We start from the raw sequence: 18,119 nt of genomic DNA on the forward strand, positions 1-18,119 counted from the left end.
AGAGCGAATGCTCTCCTTTTTATCATCAAACGTTGGGGGAATAACGATTGATATTAATTATTGCGAATCCACTCATCCATGTCTGATTTCAAGTTGTCAGATTTAGTACCGAAGATTGCCTGAACGCCGCCGCCAGCGATAACTACGCCTGCCGCACCCAGTTTCTTCAATCTGTCTTGGTCAACAGCATCAACACTTGCTACAGCAACGCGCAAACGTGTGATACATGCGTCTAAGTTAGTGATGTTTTCTTTACCACCAAACGCCATCACCAACTCTTTCGCCATATCAGAACCAACACCAACTGCCGCTGTTTTTTCTTCATCATCATCTTCACGACCTGGCGTTTTCAGATCCAGCTTCACGATAGCAACGCGGAATACAACGTAGTAGAACACGGCGTACATCATACCCAGCAGCGGGAACAACCACATTTTCTGAGAATTTGCAGACAATACAACGAAGTCAATCAAACCGTGTGAGAAAGACGTGCCATGAACCATACCCAAGGTGTTAGTGATGACATACGCAGTACCAGCAAGGATAGCGTGGATAACATACAGCACTGGCGCAACGAACAGGAATGCAAACTCGATAGGTTCTGTAATACCTGTTAGGAATGAGGTCAGCGCAGCAGACACCATGATACCGCCCACTTTCGCGCGGTTTTCTGGTTTTGCGGTGTGCCACATTGCAATAGCAGCAGCAGGCAAGCCAAACATCTTGAACATGAAGCCGCCAGCCAACTGACCAAAGCCGTTACCTGCGGCACGTGTTGCTTCATCAGCAACCATATAGCAAGTCAGGATACCAGTACGTGCTTCACCAGCAGGCGTCACACATTGACCCGCTTCATAGAAAAATGGTGCGTTCCAGATGTGGTGCAAACCAAACGGGATAAGTGAACGCTCGACCAGACCATAGATACCGAATGCCACTTGTGGATTTTGAACGGATGCCCAGTTAGAAAAAGACGCAATCATCGCACCGATTGGTGGCCAGATGAAAGACAGACCAATTGCCAAGAATATGCTCAGAAAGCCAGTAATAATGGGTACAGAGCGCTTACCCGCGAAGAAGCCTAGGTAATCTGGAAGTTGAATACGGAAGAAACGGTTGAACGCCCATGCGGCAACACCACCAGCAAGGATACCGCCCAATACGCCAGTTTCAATCGCGCCTACACCGAACACTTCACCCATAACACCTAGGGTGTTAACCATGATGTAGTAACCAACAATAGCAGCAAGGCCTGCCACACCATCATTGTTAGTGAAACCCAGTGCAACACCGACTGCAAACAGAAGGCCCATGTGACCGAAAACGGCGTCACCAGCACTCATCATGATGGTTGAAACGACACTTGGTAGCCAAGAGAAATCGGCAGCACCAACACCTAACAAAATACCGGCGACTGGCATAACTGATACTGGAAGCATCAGCGCCTTACCGACTTTTTGCATATTCGCAAAGAGGTTTTTAAACATATGTAGCTCCTGAAATATGTAGGGTTGAGCTTGAACTCAGATCCGATTCTAGCTCTCGACAACCCGGAAACAATGTTATTCGCTGATTAATATAGGCCTGCTGTTACAGAGACTCTATGTAACATGACATGGGTATTCAGAAACCAAATATAGATCACATCAGACACTGAGATAATAGCATTTTTGATACTATCTAAATCATTGATTAAAATTAATTTTTTATGAATATGGAGTACTTAACACCCAAGTGGGTTTGTGCCAGGGGATCGAGGAAGGAACGTTATTTCATGTAACGAAATAACGCTTAATTTTATCTCTTAGTTACATAGTATTGCACAGATTTTAAGACTTGCCTGTCGCATTTTCAGACCAATAACATGATTGCGATGTATTCGATTGTGTAGATTACGTTGAACTGCTTATGGAAGAGAAAAGACCAACGTGATGAAACGACTATTTGTATTGCTCCCCGTTGTTTTTATTGCCGCATGCAACACAACACTGCTTAACGACCCGATCGCACCTGACACATCTTGGCAGCACACAACATTAGAAAACGGTTTGAACGTGCACATACGAAATCAAAAAGGTGCGCCAGTCTCCATCCGCCTTCTCGTTCACACGGGTTCAATCGACGAAGATAAGGACCAAAAAGGATACGCGCACTTTCTTGAACACATGGCATTCAATGGCAGTGATAACTTCCCAAAAAACGATGTCATTACGCTGTTTGGCGATGCTGGGCTCAACTTTGGACAACACCTCAATGCGTTCACTTATCATGATTGGACGTTCTACAAGCTGGATTTGCCCGATAACAGCCATTTGCCGCATGCGCTCGATTGGTTCAAAGATATTTCCACAGGCTTAACCCTCTCTCCTGATGCGGTCAACGCAGAAAAAGGGGTCGTACTCGGCGAACTTCGTCGACAAGAGGCATCTAAAGGTTCAATCAATTTCAAAGCCCACATGGCATTAGCGGAAGATGCTTATGAAGGGAATGTTAATGTCCTTGGCTCTCGCGAGTCGATAACCAATATTTCCACGGAAAGATTACAAGACTACTATCAGGCCAACTATACACCTAATCGCACCGAGCTAGTCATTAGCGGTGATATTGACAAAGCAAACATAGAAACGCTTATTCGCTCAACATTTGGTAGCTGGACCAACCAAGAGAACACCAATAGAAACAGTCAACTCGCCCAATTTAATCCCGAACCACTCACTCTCACCACTGCCGACAGTGAATTCCCATCTTTCACGCTCATTTTCAAACCAGAACAAAATGCGTTAACTGAAGGTGTTCACTTTGAGCAATATGCCAATCAAGTGATGCTTGCCAACGCCATCAACACACGTTTGAATGACAGAGCATCAGACACACAAGCCCCCGTTCAATTCGTTTCAAGTTCGACGGCTTATTGGCTTGGTTTACCCCAGCTAACAATTAGTGTGGCTTTTGAACCCAACAATCGCGACGCGGCGATGACATTTCTAGCACATGAACTCGCTACCCTCAGGGATCATGGCCTCAGCTCACTTGAAATCGATGCGCAAGAAACCGCTTTTGCCAATAAAGAGCAAAATATGAAGGAAAACTGGGCAGCGAGGGATTTTGCTGACGAGAAATTGAATAACCTAATAAACAACACTCAAACGCTTTCTCAAGATCAGCGCACTGAACTTTCTAAACGCTATGTCACTCTTGCGGACAAAGAATACTTCAACAAACAGTTACGTCTTCTGCTAGGTAAAAAAGACGTTAAGCCCATTACGGGACTCGCGTTCAACCAAGCCCTAGATGGAAACACGAACAAGCAAGTCACTGCTAATTTAAAAGCCTTTAACGACACCTTCCAAGCCAAAGGCCAACGACTGATACTCCCTGACGCCATTGACGCATTCCCTCAACCTGAGACAAAAGGCGATATTACCGCGATGGTATCCGTTGCGCCGGATACCACCAAGTTCACGTTGAGCAACAATGTCACGGTGTATCTCAGACATATGCCTGATGCCGGAGACACCGTCTACCTCTATGCCGGATCTCAAGGCGGTATCGCTTCGCTACCCCAAACATTAAGGCCTGCCGCTTATATGTCACCTGGCGCCTACGCGCTGACAGGATTAGGTGGAATGTCATCCACTGACTTCAATCGGTTTATGGTCAAAAACAAAAGCTATTTAGAACCCATGATTGATGAAAATAGGCATGGTATTTACGGGGAAGCACCACGAGAATCTTTGCCAGTGCTTTTAGCAGCTCTTCATCAAGCCTATCAGCATGCAACCGTGGATAAAGTAAAGTTTGAACAACACAAAGCAACGTTTGTCGCGAACCAAAAGCAATTCCATGATTCTCTCGATGGCAAGTCGTACTCTTCTTTTAACAAAAGCATATATTCGCCATCGTCACCGAGATATGGCTTCGATCCAGAACAATATCAATCAGTCACAGTAGAACAAGTCAAAGATGCCTATCAACAGCTTTTTCAGGTTAACCGAGGGCTAACCATCGTGATCGCGGGTAACCTCTCAGAAGACGAGCTAAAGCCATTGGCACGCACATATCTCGCAGGTATTACGTTTGATGAAAAAGCCCCCAAACCGAAGTACGACCTAGGCATCAAAACGTCGAAAACTGAGATCGTCTACGCCTTCGGCCCTCGCGGTAATAACGTCGAATTTGTTACTGTATTGACAAATTCAGCCCCAGCCAAAACAACCCGCGATCGGTTCATTGGCGATATGGCGGGCCGCATTATGACGCAAAGATTACTTGAGAATATTCGCGAAGAGGCGAGTTTGGACTATTCACCGTACTCCTTTGTAATGTGGCCTGATGGCGCAACACAGCAGATGTTTATGTTTGTATCGAATGTGTCATTGCTCAAGCGCGAGCAGGCGAAAGATCGCATTGGTCAGGTCGTTGACTCGTTAGGAGATGGCATTACAGAACAGGAGTTCTCAAGCACCGTCGCCCAGCTTTCTCAAGCACTGAAAGATGGACTTCTTCTCCCCAAAGAACAAGCGAGAATGATGTTTGACTACGTGCTATACGGTTCAGATCCTTTAGCCGTCATCAACCCTGACTCCATGCTGGAAGCCATTACTAAAGAAGAGTTAGAAAGCTATATGGCAGGTTTTGTGAGCAAAAATGCTATTCGCTATGAGATAACAAATTTGCCTTCAGCAAACTAAAAAGAAGCCGGGCATCAGCAGCCCGGCTTCTTTTTATCAATCTGTAAAATCAAACTTTCAGTATATCTATCGCTTCGCTTGAGAGAACAATTTGAAGAAGTTCTCTGTGGTGACTTTCGCCACTTCCTCACCGGATACGCCTTTCAGCAAACCGACATAGTCAGCAACTTCTTTCACGTAAGCAGGTTGGTTTTCTTTGCCGCGATACGGGATCGGCGCCAAATACGGTGAATCTGTCTCCACCAGCAGTTTTTCCAGCGGCAGACGGCGCACCACGTCTTTCAGTTCGGACGCTTTATTAAACGTTACAATACCTGAAATTGAGATATAGAAACCCAGCTCAATCGCGGCTTCTGCCATCTCAAAACTTTCAGTAAAGCAGTGGAGCACACCCCCCACATTCTGAGCATTCTCTTCACGCAGTATTTGCAACGTGTCTTCACGGGCCATGCGTGTGTGAATAATAAGGGGCTTATTCAACTCTACTGCGATACGTACATGCTGACGAAAGGCGTCTTTTTGTTTATCTGCTAACTCTGGCTGATAGTGGTAATCCAACCCCGTTTCACCAATAGCCACAACGCGGTCATCAGACGCCAATTGTTTCAAGATCTCGTAATCGAAGCCTTCTTCAATATCGAGCGGATGAACCCCACAAGACGCAAACACGTTATCAAACGGGCGAATCAACTCCATCATGTTTGGGAAGCTTTTTAGCGTCACGCCGACAGACAGTAAATAATCAACACCGCGCGCTTTGGCCTTTTCGACCACGTCAGCAACATCGGTGTGTAATTCGTCATAGTTAAGTTTGTCGAGGTGGCAATGCGAGTCGACTAGCACGTCACTTTCTCCGGTTAGCAAAATGATTGAAGCGCGGGATTATACGGTAATCTTCGCGCTAAATTAATTTATTCATTGAAGCCTGATAACCAGCGACTCAGGAGAAGTTCACTGTTCAGCCCTGTGTGTCTGGCAAGTTCAGCTTTCAACTTGTTTAAGGCCATCAACTGAGACGTAATCTTCGATGGGTTAACAGCCTTACTAATGGCATTGAGTTGTGCGGTTGAATCACAATGCACAATAGCCTCTTGAGACCCTTGCTGAGTCTTCATCACATCAAGCAATAAGAAGCTTAGCCAGTTCAAGCCATCTCTCTGGGCCTTCGCCAGCAGATCCGTCAGCGTAAATAAGCCTTGTTGTGTAGAAACAAAGCTAACGAAAGCACTCAGCAAGGCTTCGTGTTTACCAACGTTGCCATTTTCTATAAAGGCTTTCGCCGCCAAAGGAGCGCCACGGTTGATGCGAATAACCTGCAAAGGCACAGAGTCAAACAACCCACTTTCAACCCAACGCTTCACCACCGCTTCTTCTGGCAGTTTAGGTTTCCATTTATTACAACGACTGACAACTGTAGGCAACATGCTGTCCATGGACTCGCAAAGCAAGATAAAGTGGCAGCTTGCAGGCGGTTCTTCGAGGGTTTTGAGTAGCGCATTCGCAGCAGCTTCACCCATACTGTCCGCGTTTTGAACCAAGATGACGCGTTCACCGCCAAGTTGCGACGTTTCCCACGCATACTTGTTTCCCGCTCGAACCGCATCGACGCCCAGCTGTTTGCCTTCCGCTTCTGGCTTTAGCCAATGGAAATCAGGATGGGTGTCGGCATCAAATAACTGGCAGCTATGACAAACACCGCAAGGTTCGGTCACGCCATTTTTACACAAAATCGTTTTTGCGAGCGTGGCGGCAAGCGCTAACTTACCACTCCCTTTCGGGGCGCTCAGCAATACTGCATGGTGCAGGCGATCTTGACCCAGCAAGTGTTGCCAGTTTTGCCATAGCTCTTGATGCCAAGGATACAGGTTAGCCTGCATGATTCAGCCACGTTTCTAATGCATTGCGAATGTCTTTAGTGACGTTTTCAATCGACTGTGATGCGTCGATAATCACAACACTGTCATCAGCATTCGCCATTTCTAAGTAACGCTCACGAGTACGGTGGAAGAAATCAAGTTGCATTTTTTCAATGCGATCGAGTTCTCCACGTGCTTTAGCACGAGAAAGGCCAATCGCAGGATCGAGATCCATGTATAAGGTAAAATCTGGACGAAAGTCCCCAAGCACGGTATCACGCAGGTTTTGCATCAAGGCTTTATCAAAGCCACGACCACCCCCTTGATAGGCTTGCGAAGACATATCATGGCGATCACCCACTACATAAGCGCCGCGTGTCAACGCAGGCTTAATGACATTGTCGACCAATTGAATCCGTGCCGCATAGAGCAACAACAGCTCAGCCATGTCCGTCAAAGGCTCATCAGGGTGCCCTTCTTTGACCAGCGCACGCATTTGCTCAGCCAACGGCGTACCGCCGGGTTCGCGCGTTGTTTCAATATCTGAAATCCCACAGTCTTTCAGGGTTTCAATCACGTTATGGATAGCGGTAGTTTTCCCCGCACCTTCCAAACCTTCTACGACGATAAATTTTCCGTTATTCATTGGGCTCTTAATATCTTGAGATACTGTCTTACTGCACGGTTATGTTCCGCGAGCGTTCTAGAAAACGTGTGTCCGCCGAGACCATCGGCAACAAAATAAAAATACGGGGTATCCGATGGATTAGCGGCAGCAATAATGGACGCCTTACCCGGCATCGCAATCGGTGTAGGTGGCAATCCGTTAATCGTATATGTGTTGTAAGGCGTTGGCGTGCGCAAATCTTTCTTGCGAATATTGCCATCATACTTATCGCCCATACCGTAAATCACTGTTGGGTCCGTTTGTAGTCGCATACCCTTGTTTAATCGGTTAACGAATACAGACGCCACCTTTTCACGTTCTCGGTCTACTGCCGTTTCTTTTTCAATGATCGACGCCAGCGTTAATAAATCATACTCCGATTTAATCGGTAGGCCTTCTTCACGTGTTTCCCATGCTTGTTGTAACGCATTTTGAAGCTGGCTTGATGCACGTTTCAGGAGCGCCATATCACTTTCACCCGCCACATAATGGTAGGTTTCAGGTAGCAGCAGCCCTTCAAGTTTATCAACGTTCACACCCAATGCTTTAGCAATGTCAGCTTCTGACATGTCCGCTGTGTCATGCGTAATTTGAGGGGTTTCAGCTAACTGCTTACGCCATTCTTTAAACGTACTGCCCTCAACAAAGGTAATCGCAAACTGGTGCTCTTTGGCTGAACGCGCTACAACAAACACATCAGCTAATGTCATACCCGGCTGAATTTGATAGGTACCCGCTTTTAGTCGCGTCAGTTCCGGATGTGTTTTTGCTGCCCAACGTGCCCACTGAGAGCTTGGAATAACGCCTTCTGAGACAAGCTTACGCGTGAAAGAGTGGTAGTTTGAGCCTTCTGGTACTTTGATCAATTGGCTTTGTTCAATTTCAATGGGCTCATTCACATAGCTTTCAATTTGACCATGTACCCAATATGCGCCGCCCATTGCAGCTACAACGAAAAACAATAAAATCAGGGCGATTTTTTTTATCACGCACTCAACCTCAAGGTAATTGCTCTACATGCTAAAAAACTGCTGTAGAATGTTTTTTCTACACAACGAACAGGCACTAATCCCATCACTGCATTGGTTATAAATATTTCATCTGCATCGATAAGCACGTCTGGTTCAGCAGAAACAATACTGACGTGAAACCCTTCTCCGGGCGCCGCGTTGATCACTTCTGCGCGCATTGTACCTTCAACGCCCGACAACGAAAGGTCAGGCGTAAACAAGTTATCGCCTTTTCGCCAAAATAAATTAGACGCAGACGTTTCAATCAACTTGCCATTGAGATCGCAAACCACGCCGTCATCAAGACCTAAAGCGTCGACTTCTTGCTTAATCAACACTTGCTCAAGCCGATTAAGGTGTTTTAGACCAGCAAGAGGCGACAAACCAAGACGCTGCTGCAACATTCCCATCTGAATACCCTTTTCACGCCATTGTTTATAATGCGCAGGGGAAGGATGGGACGATACGACAACATTTGGGGTTTGGCAGCCTTGAGGGCTGTATCCTCGCCCGCCGCTACCGCGCGTGATCAAGATTTTAACGATCACCTCTGCCTTATCCTTCTGAGAAAGCGAGACTGATTCAGCCCAAGCGGTCAGCAAATCCCAATCTATGCCTTGAATACCGAGCGTTTCAGTATTTGACATCAAACGCGCCAAATGAAGTGGCCATGAACGCAACACGCCGTGATTTGACAGCATGGTGGTATAACATCCATCACCATATTGCAGCCCCCTATCCGACAACGGCAGGTGATCAGAAGCTTGTCCGTTGAGCAGGATCATCGTTCATCCTTGAAATGCAGATAAAAAAACGGCCCGATATCAACTATCGAGCCGTTCTAGTCTATCAAAAAAACTTACATTTTTTTGAAGATTAACGAGCCATTTGTGCCACCAAAGCCGAAAGAGTTACAGAGTGCATACTCCATGTTCACTTGGCGTGCTTCGTGAGGAACGTAATCAAGATCACAACCTTCATCAAGATTATCGAGGTTAATCGTTGGCGCTACCGCCTGATCAACCAAAGACATGATGGTAAAGATAGATTCAGCAGAGCCCGCAGCACCCAACAAGTGACCGGTCATCGACTTAGTCGAAGACACCATAGTTTTGTCAGCCGCTGCACCCATTGCTAAACGAATGCCTTTGGTTTCAGCCACATCCCCCGCTGGAGTAGACGTACCATGCGCGTTAATGTAACCGATATCTTCCGGTGTGATGCCTGCATCGCGGATCGCTGCTTTCATTGCCAGCGCACCGCCTGAACCGTCTGCACTTGGCGACGTCATGTGGTACGCGTCTCCGCTCATACCAAAACCGACTAATTCACAGTAGATTTTCGCGCCACGTGCTTTAGCAAACTCGTATTCTTCAAGAACGATCACACCAGCACCATCACCCAGAACAAAACCGTCACGGTCTTTATCCCACGGGCGTGATGCCGACTGTGGATCATCATTACGGGTAGACAGTGCTTTAGCCGCGGCGAAACCACCGATACCTAGCTCTGTAGAGGCTTTTTCTGCACCACCGGCAACCATTGCGTCAACATCACCATATGCAATCATACGGGCAGCGTGACCGATGTTGTGAAGTCCAGTAGTACAAGCCGTTGAAATCGCGATGTTTGGACCGCGAAGACCGTAATTAATTGAAACGTGACCGGCGATCATATTAACGATGGTCGACGGTACAAAAAATGGACTAATTTTGCGTGGGCCTTTTGCGACATACGCACGGTGGTTGGACTCAATTAAGCCAAGGCCACCAATACCAGAGCCGATGGCAACACCAATGCGCTCTGCATTCTCTTCTGTGACTTCTAAACCTGAATCTTCAAGTGCTTGCACACTTGCAGCGATACCGTACTGGATAAACAAATCCATTTTTTTGGCATCTTTCTTAGAGATGTAATCTTCACAGTTGAAATCATTCACCATCCCAGCAAATTGGGTTGCGAAACCAGTGGTATCGAAATGTTGGATGGTTTGAATGCCGCTTTGGCCAGCCAGCAAGGCTTTCCAAGAAGATTCAACGGTGTTACCTACAGGTGATAACATCCCCATGCCAGTGACTACAACACGACGCTTAGACACGATGATATTCTCCGAGAAAAGGTGTTATTTGAAATTTTCGGGGTCTTAGAAAAAACTCAGGCGGTCAAGTGACCGCCTGGAAGGATCTTGTTCTGATTACTCAGACGCGCCTACAACGTAATCAATCGCTGCTTGGACGGTAGTGATCTTCTCTGCTTCTTCGTCTGGAATCTCGGTATCGAATTCTTCTTCCAGAGCCATTACCAACTCAACGGTGTCCAGTGAGTCTGCACCTAGGTCGTCTACGAAAGATGCTTCGTTTTTAACTTCAGCTTCGTCTACGCCCAATTGCTCAATGATGATTTTTTTAACGCGTTCTTCGATGTTGCTCATATTAATACTATTCCTTACAAGATTCGCAGATGCGATATGTGCAGTAGTTTATTCAATAATGTGGACTTTGCAACACCCTATATGCTGGTCAAACCACGATATGCTCGATAAACAGCCGGAGTTTGACCTGTATCATTTAGTGTTGCAACTTTAATGTTTAAATCATGTACATGCCGCCGTTAACATGAAGTGTCTCACCTGTGATATATGCTGCATCCGCAGACGCAAGGAATGCGACTGTGGCAGCAATTTCACGTGGGTCACCCAATCGTCCAGCAGGTACTTGAGCAAGTGTTGCTGCACGCTGATCATCGTTCAGCGCTTTTGTCATATCGGTTTCGATGAAACCTGGAGCAACAGTATTTACGGTAATTCCGCGCGATGCAACTTCACGTGCCAGAGATTTGGTGAAACCCACAACTCCAGCTTTTGCCGCTGAGTAATTCGCTTGTCCTGCATTGCCCATGGTACCAACAACAGAACCCACGTTGATGATTCGGCCATTACGCTTTTTCATCATTGCACGCAGTACTGCTTTTGACATGCGGAAGATAGACGTCAAGTTGGTGTCCATAATGTCCTGCCACTCGTCATCTTTCATACGCATCAGAAGGTTATCGCGAGTGATACCTGCGTTATTTACCAGAATATCAATGTCACCAAACTCTTCTTTAATCGCTTTCAACACATCGCCAACAGATTCTGCTGATGTCACATTCAGTGCGAAACCTTTGCCATTTTCACCCAGATAATCGCTGATTGCTGCGGCACCGCTCTCAGAAGTGGCAGTACCTACGACCGTCGCACCACGTTCCACGAGAAGTTCAGCGATAGCACGCCCAATCCCGCGGCTTGCGCCCGTTACAAGAGCAATTTTTCCATTCAGGTTCATGAGTTTTCGTTCCTTTATAACAGCGGTTAGCGATTTAACACTTCCCGCAATTCCTAGAAATTACTTCGCGGCTTCCAGCGATGCTGGATCATTTACCGCCGCCGCATTTAGGTTGCGATCGATACGTTTTGCTAGACCGGTCAATACTTTACCTGGCCCCATTTCCAACAGCAGCGCTACGCCTTGACCAGCCATTTTCTCAACACTTTCAGTCCAACGAACAGGACCGTATAGCTGATGAACTAGTGCGCGTTTAATCGCAGCAGGATCAGTTTCAGCAGCAACGTCAGCATTGTTAATGACAGGAATCGATGGCGCAGAGAAGTCAATGCTTTCAAGTGCAACTGCAAGTTTATCAGCAGCAGGCTTCATCAGCGCACAATGTGAAGGAACAGAAACGGGCAAAGGAAGCGCACGTTTAGCACCCGCGTCTTTACACAGTACGTTCGCTCGTTCCACCGCTTCTTTATTACCAGCGATAACAACCTGACCCGGAGAGTTAAAGTTAACCGGTGACACGACTTGACCTTGTGCAGCATCTTCACACGCTTTCGCAATCGCGTCATTGTCCAAGCCGATGATGGCCGACATTGCGCCCACACCCGCTGGAACTGCTTCTTGCATCAACTCGCCACGAAGTTCAACCAACTTTACCGCTTGTTTGAAATCGATAACGCCCGCACATACCAATGCTGAGTATTCACCAAGGCTATGACCTGCCATGACAGATGGTTGCGCACCACCTTGTTCCAGCCAGACACGCCAGATTGCAACAGAGGCTGTCAACAATGCAGGCTGTGTAAGATTGGTTTGGTTTAGATCGGTGTCAGGTCCGTTTTGAACCAATTCCCACAAATCGTAGCCAAGTACGCCAGATGCTTCAGCGAAGGTTTCTTTAACTACCGCAAACTGCTCTGCCAGTGCTGCCAACATACCCACAGCCTGTGAACCTTGGCCTGGAAAAACCACAGCAAAGTTAGACATAACGTTTTCCTTATTAAAATTTAATCAGTGCAGAGCCCCAGGCGAAACCACCGCCAAAGGCTTCCAGCAAAATCGTTTGGCCGCGCTGAATGCGTCCGTCTCGTACTGCTTCATCGAGCGCAGTAGGAACAGAAGCGGCTGACGTATTGCCGTGTCTATCTAGAGTAATCACTACCTGATCCATCGACATTGCGAGTTTCTTCGCGGTAGCTTTGATAATGCGAAAGTTTGCTTGGTGTGGCACAAGCCAATCAATCTCTGATTTATCCATTTGATTTTCATCAAGCGTTTCAGACACGATATTGGCAAGTTGATTGACAGCGACTTTGAACACGTCATTGCCCGCCATTTCCAACCACGCATCTTGCGCAGTAGGGTTGCTCGCAATATCACGTGCTGGATATTTCAATTTCAGCAATTCACCAAACTTACCATCTGCACGAAGATGCGTTGAAATAATGCCTGGTTCATCACTTGCGCTCACAATAGCGGCACCGGCACCATCACCAAACAGGATAATGGTAGAACGATCAGTCGGATCACACTTGTGCGAAAGACGATCAGCACCAATCACCAATGCATTACGCGCCATGCCTGATTTCACGTACTGGTCTGCAACACTCAACGCGTAAACAAAACCAGAGCAGGCGGCAGCAATATCAAATGCAGGGCAACCGCTGATCTCCAACATTGCCTGAACATCACAGGCCGATGATGGAAACGCATTTTCACCACTGGTTGTGGCAAAGATAATTAAATCAATGTCTTGCTTGTCAATATTTGCCATTTCAATGGCACGACAGGCAGCGTGATAACCCATAGTTGCCACTGATTCATCTTCAGCAGCAATACGGCGCTCTTTAATACCAGTACGAGCCATGATCCACTCATCACTGGTATCAACCATTTTTTCGAGATCCGCATTCGAACGGATTTGCTCAGGCAAATAACTGCCTGTGCCTAAAATCTTACTAAACATGACGACTAATATTGCCTCTCGAGTAGTACGGCTTCCAAACGGTCACATATTTTTCTAGGTAGTTGCCGTTCGACTTCGTGTACCGCTTCTCCGATAGCGTGTTGGAAAGCGGATATATCAGCACGTCCGTGGCTTTTCACTACAATGCCGCGCAATCCTAACAGACTTGCACCATTGTACTGGTCGGGGTTCAGGTTATTTAGCGCTTTAAATAGGCTACCGAATAACCATTTAGCCACCAGTTTCTTAATTGGGTTCACCAGTATATGCATTTTTAGACTTTCTAAAAATAATCTGGCGACACCTTCACTGGTTTTCAGGCTGACATTACCGACAAATCCATCGCAGACAATCACGTCGGCCTTACCTGTATAAAGTTGATCACCCTCTACATAACCGATGTAATTGACCGCCGAGCACTGTTGTAACATTTCTGAACAGCGCTTAACTAAATCGTTGCCTTTTATTTCTTCTTCACCAATGTTCAACAACGCCACTGACGGTTTATAGCCTAGCTGCTCTTCAGCAAGGACCGATCCCATCACGGCAAACTGAAACAAGGTATCAGCATCCACGGACACATTTGCGCCCAGATCGAGCAACCAGCTTTTATGGCTTCCAATCGTTGGGAGCTCTGATACCAAAGCAGGTCTGTCTATACCAGGAAGTAATTTCAGTAACATGCGGGAAAGCGCCATCAAGGCACCGGTATTTCCAGCACTGACGCAAGCATCGGCCTTGCCTTCAGCGACAAGTTCGAGAGCGACACGCATAGAGGTACCTTTGCTCGCACGAAGTGCTTGCGAAGGACGTGTGTCATTGGCAATAGAAGATTCCGCATGAACAATTGATATGCGGGAGGCATTATTTTGACCCAGCAATGTAAGCTGGCGAGTGATCTCAGCGTGATCACCGACGAGTACGACTTTTAACGAAGGGAAATACAACAATGCCTGCACGGAGGCAGGCACTGTTATCTGAGGACCGAAGTCCCCACCCATCGCATCAAGTGCAATGGTTAGACCAGACAAGGCTCAACCTTACTTGTTGATTACCTTGCGGCCACGGTAGAAACCGTCAGCAGTCACATTGTGACGCAGGTGAGTTTCACCAGAAGTTGCATCTACAGACAGTGCACTAGTAGTTAGCGCATCGTGTGAACGACGCATACCACGCATTGAACGTGATTTCTTGCTCTTTTGTACGGCCATTGACCCTACTCCTCGTTACTTTGCTTTAAGTTCTTCAAAACGGCAAATGGATTCGGACGCTCATCAGCAAGCGGGATTTCCCCGAAAACCATACCATCAGCGGTGACTTCGCAGTCAACCTCATCGTGCATGGCAACCTGTGGCAATGCCACCATCAACTCATCTTCGATGAGGTGAAGCAGGTTAATCTCACCATTTTCGTCGACTAATGCCGGCTCATAAGCTTCCGGTAAATTGCCAACCTGATCTTCATTGAAAACCGGGCTGTAAATAAATTCGATATCACAGTGATGCGAGAAAGGCTTCCAACAACGCTGACATTCAAGAGTTACATCGACCTTGGCGTTACCGCTTACAATCTTCAGACCTTGAGCATCAATGTCAAACGAAAGCTTTACATTAGCATCACTAATCACACCTTCAGTTGCCTCAGCAAGACGCTCGAGTTGCTTTCCTGTGATGATGCCATCATAGTCCAGCCGCTTTTGCGCATTCTTAAACGGATCAACCGTCAGTGGTAGCTTTACCTTCTGCATAGGGCGCGAATTCTAGCCTCCAAAGTATCCCGAGTCAAAGAGATTTGTACCTTAACTTCCATATAGATGACAAAAAAAGCCACAATAATTCAGGAAAGGTTAATTTCTGTGCAACAGGTACTTAGCGAAATTAATACCAGAATGGACGCAAACAACGCATGTCCACTCGCCTACGCAAGTGTAAAACATTACACTGACCGCCGTATACGAATAATCTGACAAAGGTGCACCGTTAGATGAATAATCAAACAGTCGTGCTGGCATCTGGCTCTAAATACCGCCAAATGCTGCTTGAAAAACTCCGCATTCCATTCAAATCACATTCACCTGACATCGATGAAGCTGCTTTCGCTGATGAACCCCCCACTGAATTGGTCAAGCGCTTGTCCTATGAAAAAGCCCTCGCCTGTCGTGACGCTTATCCTGAAGCACTCATCATAGGATCCGATCAAGTCTGTGTGATCGACGGAAGGATCCTCGGGAAACCTCACACGCATGCACGTGCTGTTGAACAACTGAAAGCGGCCTCAGGCAAACATGTTACCTTTTATACAGGCCTCACCCTACTCAATGCCAAAAGTGGTCACACACAGACGGATGTTGAGCCTTTTCACGTGCATTTTCGAACGTTAACTGACAGTGAAATTGAAAACTATGTGCAGAAAGAGCAACCTCTCGACTGCGCAGGCAGTTTTAAATGCGAGAGTTTAGGCATTGCGTTGTTCACTCGATTAGAAGGAAGGGATCCCAACACTTTGGTGGGTTTACCCTTGATTAGGCTGTGTGAAATGTTGAAAGAAGAAGGTATGAGCATTCTGTAGCATGAGGCTTATTTCTTGCCAGTAGAACGAAGAATCACATGAAAAATCAAATAGAGAGGGCGATTGCCCTCTCTATTGTTTAACTTGAGTGCTTATATCAATGCATCAAGTGACGCAATAATCGCAACAGGTGAGTAATCCGAAAGTACAGCTTCATCATGTACTCCCCATGTTATGCCAATAGCATCGACGCCTGCCTTTTGTGCCAACAGCATATCGTGAGACGTGTCGCCGACCATGATGGCCTCATGGGGCTGAACATTTAGCTCGTCTAACAACTCAAGGATCATCAAAGGATCCGGTTTTGAAGCCGTAAGATCCGCCGTTCTTGTGGCCGCAAAGAAATGTCCCGTGTCCGTTTCCAGCATGACACGGTCTAAGCCAATACGTGACTTCCCTGTAGCAACCGCGAGCACATAGCCCTTCTCTTTTAATGCAGTTAAAACATCCACCACACCATCGTAAAGTGCATGCGGCGTCGTATTAAAATCACGAAACTGCTCGCCGTAATGTTTTTTCCACTCATCAAGCTTATCTAGCGGTGCATTCGGATAAAGATAGCAATAGCCTTTATCTAAACTTAACCCGATCATTTGCTTGAGTTCATCAGCCGACAATTCAGGCAAACCACCCGTCAAACGGGCAGCCTCCTTCAAACTCGACACGATGCGGGCAACAGAATCCATCACTGTGCCATCCCAATCGAAGATCACTAACTTGTAGTTAGTTAACACGCGGCAATTTCCTTAAGCCTTCTAGGGCTCTCTCTAATTGTTTATCCAACGGCGCAGAGATATCCATCACCTCTTCCGTGCCCGGATGCGTGAACTTGATGTTTGCTGCGTGCAGGAACAAACGGTTTAAGCCAAATTTCTTGGTGTAAGCATCAAAACGCGGATCACCATAACGGTCATCCCAAGCAAGCGGATGCCCAGCATACTGCGCATGAACTCGAATTTGATGGGTACGACCTGTGATTGGGCTCGCTTGAAGCAAGGTCGCCTGATCAAACTGTTCCAGTATTTTAAAACGTGTTTCAGATGCCTTACCATTGGGGTTAACACGAACAATACTGTTTACTTCGTTTTTAAGCAGTGGCGCAGTCACCTTCTTCATCGACGGCTTCCAGCGACCCATGCCAAGAGCGAAATAATATTTCTGTACGGTTTTTTCACGAAACTGCGCCTGAAGATGACGAAGTGCCGAACGTTTTTTTGCAATCAGCAAGATACCAGAAGTATCACGGTCAATACGATGCACCAGCTCAAGAAAACGCGCGTCTGGACGAAGTGCGCGCATAGCCTCAATGGCACCAAAATGGAGCCCACTGCCGCCATGAACCGCAGTTCCGGAAGGCTTATTGAGAACAAGCATGTGATCGTCTTCATAAATCACACATTTTTCTAGCTCTACCACTCTATCAAGCTTGGTGCTGGGAGCCGCAACCTGCGCCACCTCTGGGATCTTGATAGGTGGAAGACGGATAACATCGCCCGCTTGGAGCTTATACTCCGGTTTTATGCGTTTTTTGTTAACTCGCACCTCTCCTTTACGAAGAATGCGATAAATCATACTTTTAGGTACGTTTTTAAGCCTATTTCGGAGAAAGTTATCGATCCGCTGGCCAGCAATGTCATCAGAAATGTCGATGAATTGCACTTGGGGTTTGTCTGTATTCATAGGACTTCGATTCTACATTGCATCAAAGTAGTTTGCTGCAAAAAAGTGTCCCTGCTATAGTTGCGCCGTAATGCGAGAAAGTTTGCAGCTTTTTTGCACGTCACGACTACAAAGTCGACAAATAGAGTAAATCTTTACCGTTTTTTCCAAGACACTTGACCATTCACGGCACTATCTCTGAGTAGTATCTGATTCGCTGAGAGTTCAAGACGTCCTAATCATGCAGCAATTGGCGTAAGACATGAGGAATAAAGCACCCGTTAGTTTGTTGGCACGACGGGATAAATAACCAGTGTCAAAGAGACTATCGCCATTTGTGGCGAAGAGCCGACTGAATAAGGCGGAGTGATTTCTGATTTCC

18 protein-coding genes are annotated in these 18,119 nt (G+C 46.7%); 2 read left to right on the forward strand and 16 right to left on the reverse strand.

What is annotated here, in order from left to right; translation table 11 throughout:
- Positions 1-53: 53 nt before the first annotated feature.
- Complete coding sequence (ptsG, locus tag ACED36_RS09580) at positions 54-1,487, reverse strand: PTS glucose transporter subunit IIBC (RefSeq protein WP_016961396.1); 1,434 nt, start codon at positions 1,485-1,487, stop codon at positions 54-56.
- A 444-nt stretch (positions 1,488-1,931) separates the two neighbouring features.
- Between ptsG and ACED36_RS09585 the strand changes: the two genes are divergently transcribed.
- The gene (locus ACED36_RS09585) at positions 1,932-4,691 is read left to right on the forward strand and encodes a M16 family metallopeptidase (RefSeq protein ID WP_371733164.1); all 2,760 of its coding nucleotides are present in this window, start codon (positions 1,932-1,934) and stop codon (positions 4,689-4,691) included.
- A gap of 66 nt (positions 4,692-4,757) precedes the next feature.
- Here the strand turns inward: ACED36_RS09585 and ACED36_RS09590 are convergent, their stop codons facing one another.
- From ACED36_RS09590 to yceD, 13 genes are all read right to left on the reverse strand, one after another.
- Positions 4,758-5,534 carry a TatD family hydrolase gene (locus tag ACED36_RS09590; protein WP_016961394.1) on the reverse strand — a complete coding sequence of 259 codons (777 nt, stop codon included), beginning with the start codon at positions 5,532-5,534 and terminating at the stop codon, positions 4,758-4,760.
- A 68-nt stretch (positions 5,535-5,602) separates the two neighbouring features.
- Entirely contained in the window at positions 5,603-6,568 is a 966-nt protein-coding gene (gene holB / locus ACED36_RS09595; RefSeq protein WP_016961393.1) for a DNA polymerase III subunit delta', read from the reverse strand.
- Positions 6,558-7,193: a dTMP kinase gene (gene tmk, locus ACED36_RS09600; RefSeq protein WP_016961392.1), complete on the reverse strand. Its 636-nt coding sequence runs from the start codon at positions 7,191-7,193 to the stop codon at positions 6,558-6,560. Before tmk ends, holB begins: the two co-directional genes overlap by 11 nt.
- Positions 7,190-8,203 (reverse strand): endolytic transglycosylase MltG, encoded by a 1,014-nt coding sequence (gene mltG, locus ACED36_RS09605; RefSeq protein ID WP_016961391.1) that lies wholly within the window; start codon positions 8,201-8,203, stop codon positions 7,190-7,192. Before mltG ends, tmk begins: the two co-directional genes overlap by 4 nt.
- Positions 8,200-9,009, reverse strand: a complete 810-nt coding sequence (pabC, locus tag ACED36_RS09610; RefSeq protein WP_016961390.1) for an aminodeoxychorismate lyase — start codon at positions 9,007-9,009, stop codon at positions 8,200-8,202. Before pabC ends, mltG begins: the two co-directional genes overlap by 4 nt.
- 74 nt (positions 9,010-9,083) lie before the next feature.
- Positions 9,084-10,322 (reverse strand): beta-ketoacyl-ACP synthase II, encoded by a 1,239-nt coding sequence (fabF, locus tag ACED36_RS09615; protein ID WP_016961389.1) that lies wholly within the window; start codon positions 10,320-10,322, stop codon positions 9,084-9,086.
- Positions 10,323-10,418: 96 nt separating this feature from the next.
- Positions 10,419-10,655: an acyl carrier protein gene (gene acpP / locus ACED36_RS09620; RefSeq protein ID WP_016961388.1), complete on the reverse strand. Its 237-nt coding sequence runs from the start codon at positions 10,653-10,655 to the stop codon at positions 10,419-10,421.
- 157 nt (positions 10,656-10,812) lie between these two features.
- Positions 10,813-11,547 (reverse strand): 3-oxoacyl-ACP reductase FabG, encoded by a 735-nt coding sequence (gene fabG, locus ACED36_RS09625; protein WP_016961387.1) that lies wholly within the window; start codon positions 11,545-11,547, stop codon positions 10,813-10,815.
- Between the two features lie 60 nt (positions 11,548-11,607).
- Positions 11,608-12,531: an ACP S-malonyltransferase gene (gene fabD / locus ACED36_RS09630; protein WP_371733165.1), complete on the reverse strand. Its 924-nt coding sequence runs from the start codon at positions 12,529-12,531 to the stop codon at positions 11,608-11,610.
- A gap of 13 nt (positions 12,532-12,544) precedes the next feature.
- Positions 12,545-13,510, reverse strand: coding sequence for a beta-ketoacyl-ACP synthase III (locus ACED36_RS09635; RefSeq protein WP_016961385.1), 966 nt, complete (start codon positions 13,508-13,510; stop codon positions 12,545-12,547).
- A gap of 5 nt (positions 13,511-13,515) precedes the next feature.
- Complete coding sequence (plsX, locus tag ACED36_RS09640) at positions 13,516-14,541, reverse strand: phosphate acyltransferase PlsX (RefSeq protein ID WP_017007496.1); 1,026 nt, start codon at positions 14,539-14,541, stop codon at positions 13,516-13,518.
- A 9-nt stretch (positions 14,542-14,550) separates the two neighbouring features.
- On the reverse strand, positions 14,551-14,721 hold the full coding sequence (gene rpmF / locus ACED36_RS09645) for a 50S ribosomal protein L32 (RefSeq protein WP_016961383.1): 171 nt from the start codon (positions 14,719-14,721) through the stop codon (positions 14,551-14,553).
- Positions 14,722-14,726: 5 nt separating this feature from the next.
- A complete protein-coding gene (yceD, locus tag ACED36_RS09650) occupies positions 14,727-15,257 on the reverse strand; it encodes a 23S rRNA accumulation protein YceD (protein ID WP_016961382.1) in 531 nt (176 codons plus the stop codon).
- A 236-nt stretch (positions 15,258-15,493) separates the two neighbouring features.
- On the opposite strand from yceD, the gene ACED36_RS09655 reads away from it, so the two are divergent.
- Positions 15,494-16,078 (forward strand): nucleoside triphosphate pyrophosphatase, encoded by a 585-nt coding sequence (locus tag ACED36_RS09655; RefSeq protein WP_371733166.1) that lies wholly within the window; start codon positions 15,494-15,496, stop codon positions 16,076-16,078.
- A gap of 92 nt (positions 16,079-16,170) precedes the next feature.
- Here the strand turns inward: ACED36_RS09655 and ACED36_RS09660 are convergent, their stop codons facing one another.
- Entirely contained in the window at positions 16,171-16,812 is a 642-nt protein-coding gene (locus tag ACED36_RS09660) for an HAD family hydrolase (protein ID WP_016961380.1), read from the reverse strand.
- Positions 16,802-17,758, reverse strand: coding sequence for a 23S rRNA pseudouridine(955/2504/2580) synthase RluC (rluC, locus tag ACED36_RS09665; RefSeq protein WP_371733167.1), 957 nt, complete (start codon positions 17,756-17,758; stop codon positions 16,802-16,804). The genes ACED36_RS09660 and rluC overlap by 11 nt, the downstream gene beginning before the upstream one ends.
- Between the last annotated feature and the right edge of the window lie 361 nt (positions 17,759-18,119).

The organism is Enterovibrio sp. FF113 (genome assembly GCF_041439165.1).
Lineage (GTDB): Bacteria > Pseudomonadota > Gammaproteobacteria > Enterobacterales > Vibrionaceae > Enterovibrio > Enterovibrio norvegicus_A.

What these genes read in the sequence shown, in the direction of transcription:
- ptsG (WP_016961396.1), bottom strand. Translation starts at nt 1,487, where the DNA reads ATGTTTAAAAACCTCTTTGCGAATATGCAAAAAGTCGGTAAGGCGCTG.
- rpmF (WP_016961383.1), bottom strand. Translation starts at nt 14,721, where the DNA reads ATGGCCGTACAAAAGAGCAAGAAATCACGTTCAATGCGTGGTATGCGT.
- ACED36_RS09655 (WP_371733166.1), top strand. Translation starts at nt 15,494, where the DNA reads ATGAATAATCAAACAGTCGTGCTGGCATCTGGCTCTAAATACCGCCAA.
- pabC (WP_016961390.1), bottom strand. Translation starts at nt 9,009, where the DNA reads ATGATCCTGCTCAACGGACAAGCTTCTGATCACCTGCCGTTGTCGGAT.
- yceD (WP_016961382.1), bottom strand. Translation starts at nt 15,257, where the DNA reads ATGCAGAAGGTAAAGCTACCACTGACGGTTGATCCGTTTAAGAATGCG.
- fabD (WP_371733165.1), bottom strand. Translation starts at nt 12,531, where the DNA reads ATGTCTAACTTTGCTGTGGTTTTTCCAGGCCAAGGTTCACAGGCTGTG.
- fabG (WP_016961387.1), bottom strand. Translation starts at nt 11,547, where the DNA reads ATGAACCTGAATGGAAAAATTGCTCTTGTAACGGGCGCAAGCCGCGGG.
- acpP (WP_016961388.1), bottom strand. Translation starts at nt 10,655, where the DNA reads ATGAGCAACATCGAAGAACGCGTTAAAAAAATCATCATTGAGCAATTG.
- holB (WP_016961393.1), bottom strand. Translation starts at nt 6,568, where the DNA reads ATGCAGGCTAACCTGTATCCTTGGCATCAAGAGCTATGGCAAAACTGG.
- ACED36_RS09585 (WP_371733164.1), top strand. Translation starts at nt 1,932, where the DNA reads ATGAAACGACTATTTGTATTGCTCCCCGTTGTTTTTATTGCCGCATGC.
- tmk (WP_016961392.1), bottom strand. Translation starts at nt 7,193, where the DNA reads ATGAATAACGGAAAATTTATCGTCGTAGAAGGTTTGGAAGGTGCGGGG.
- ACED36_RS09635 (WP_016961385.1), bottom strand. Translation starts at nt 13,510, where the DNA reads ATGTTTAGTAAGATTTTAGGCACAGGCAGTTATTTGCCTGAGCAAATC.
- rluC (WP_371733167.1), bottom strand. Translation starts at nt 17,758, where the DNA reads ATGAATACAGACAAACCCCAAGTGCAATTCATCGACATTTCTGATGAC.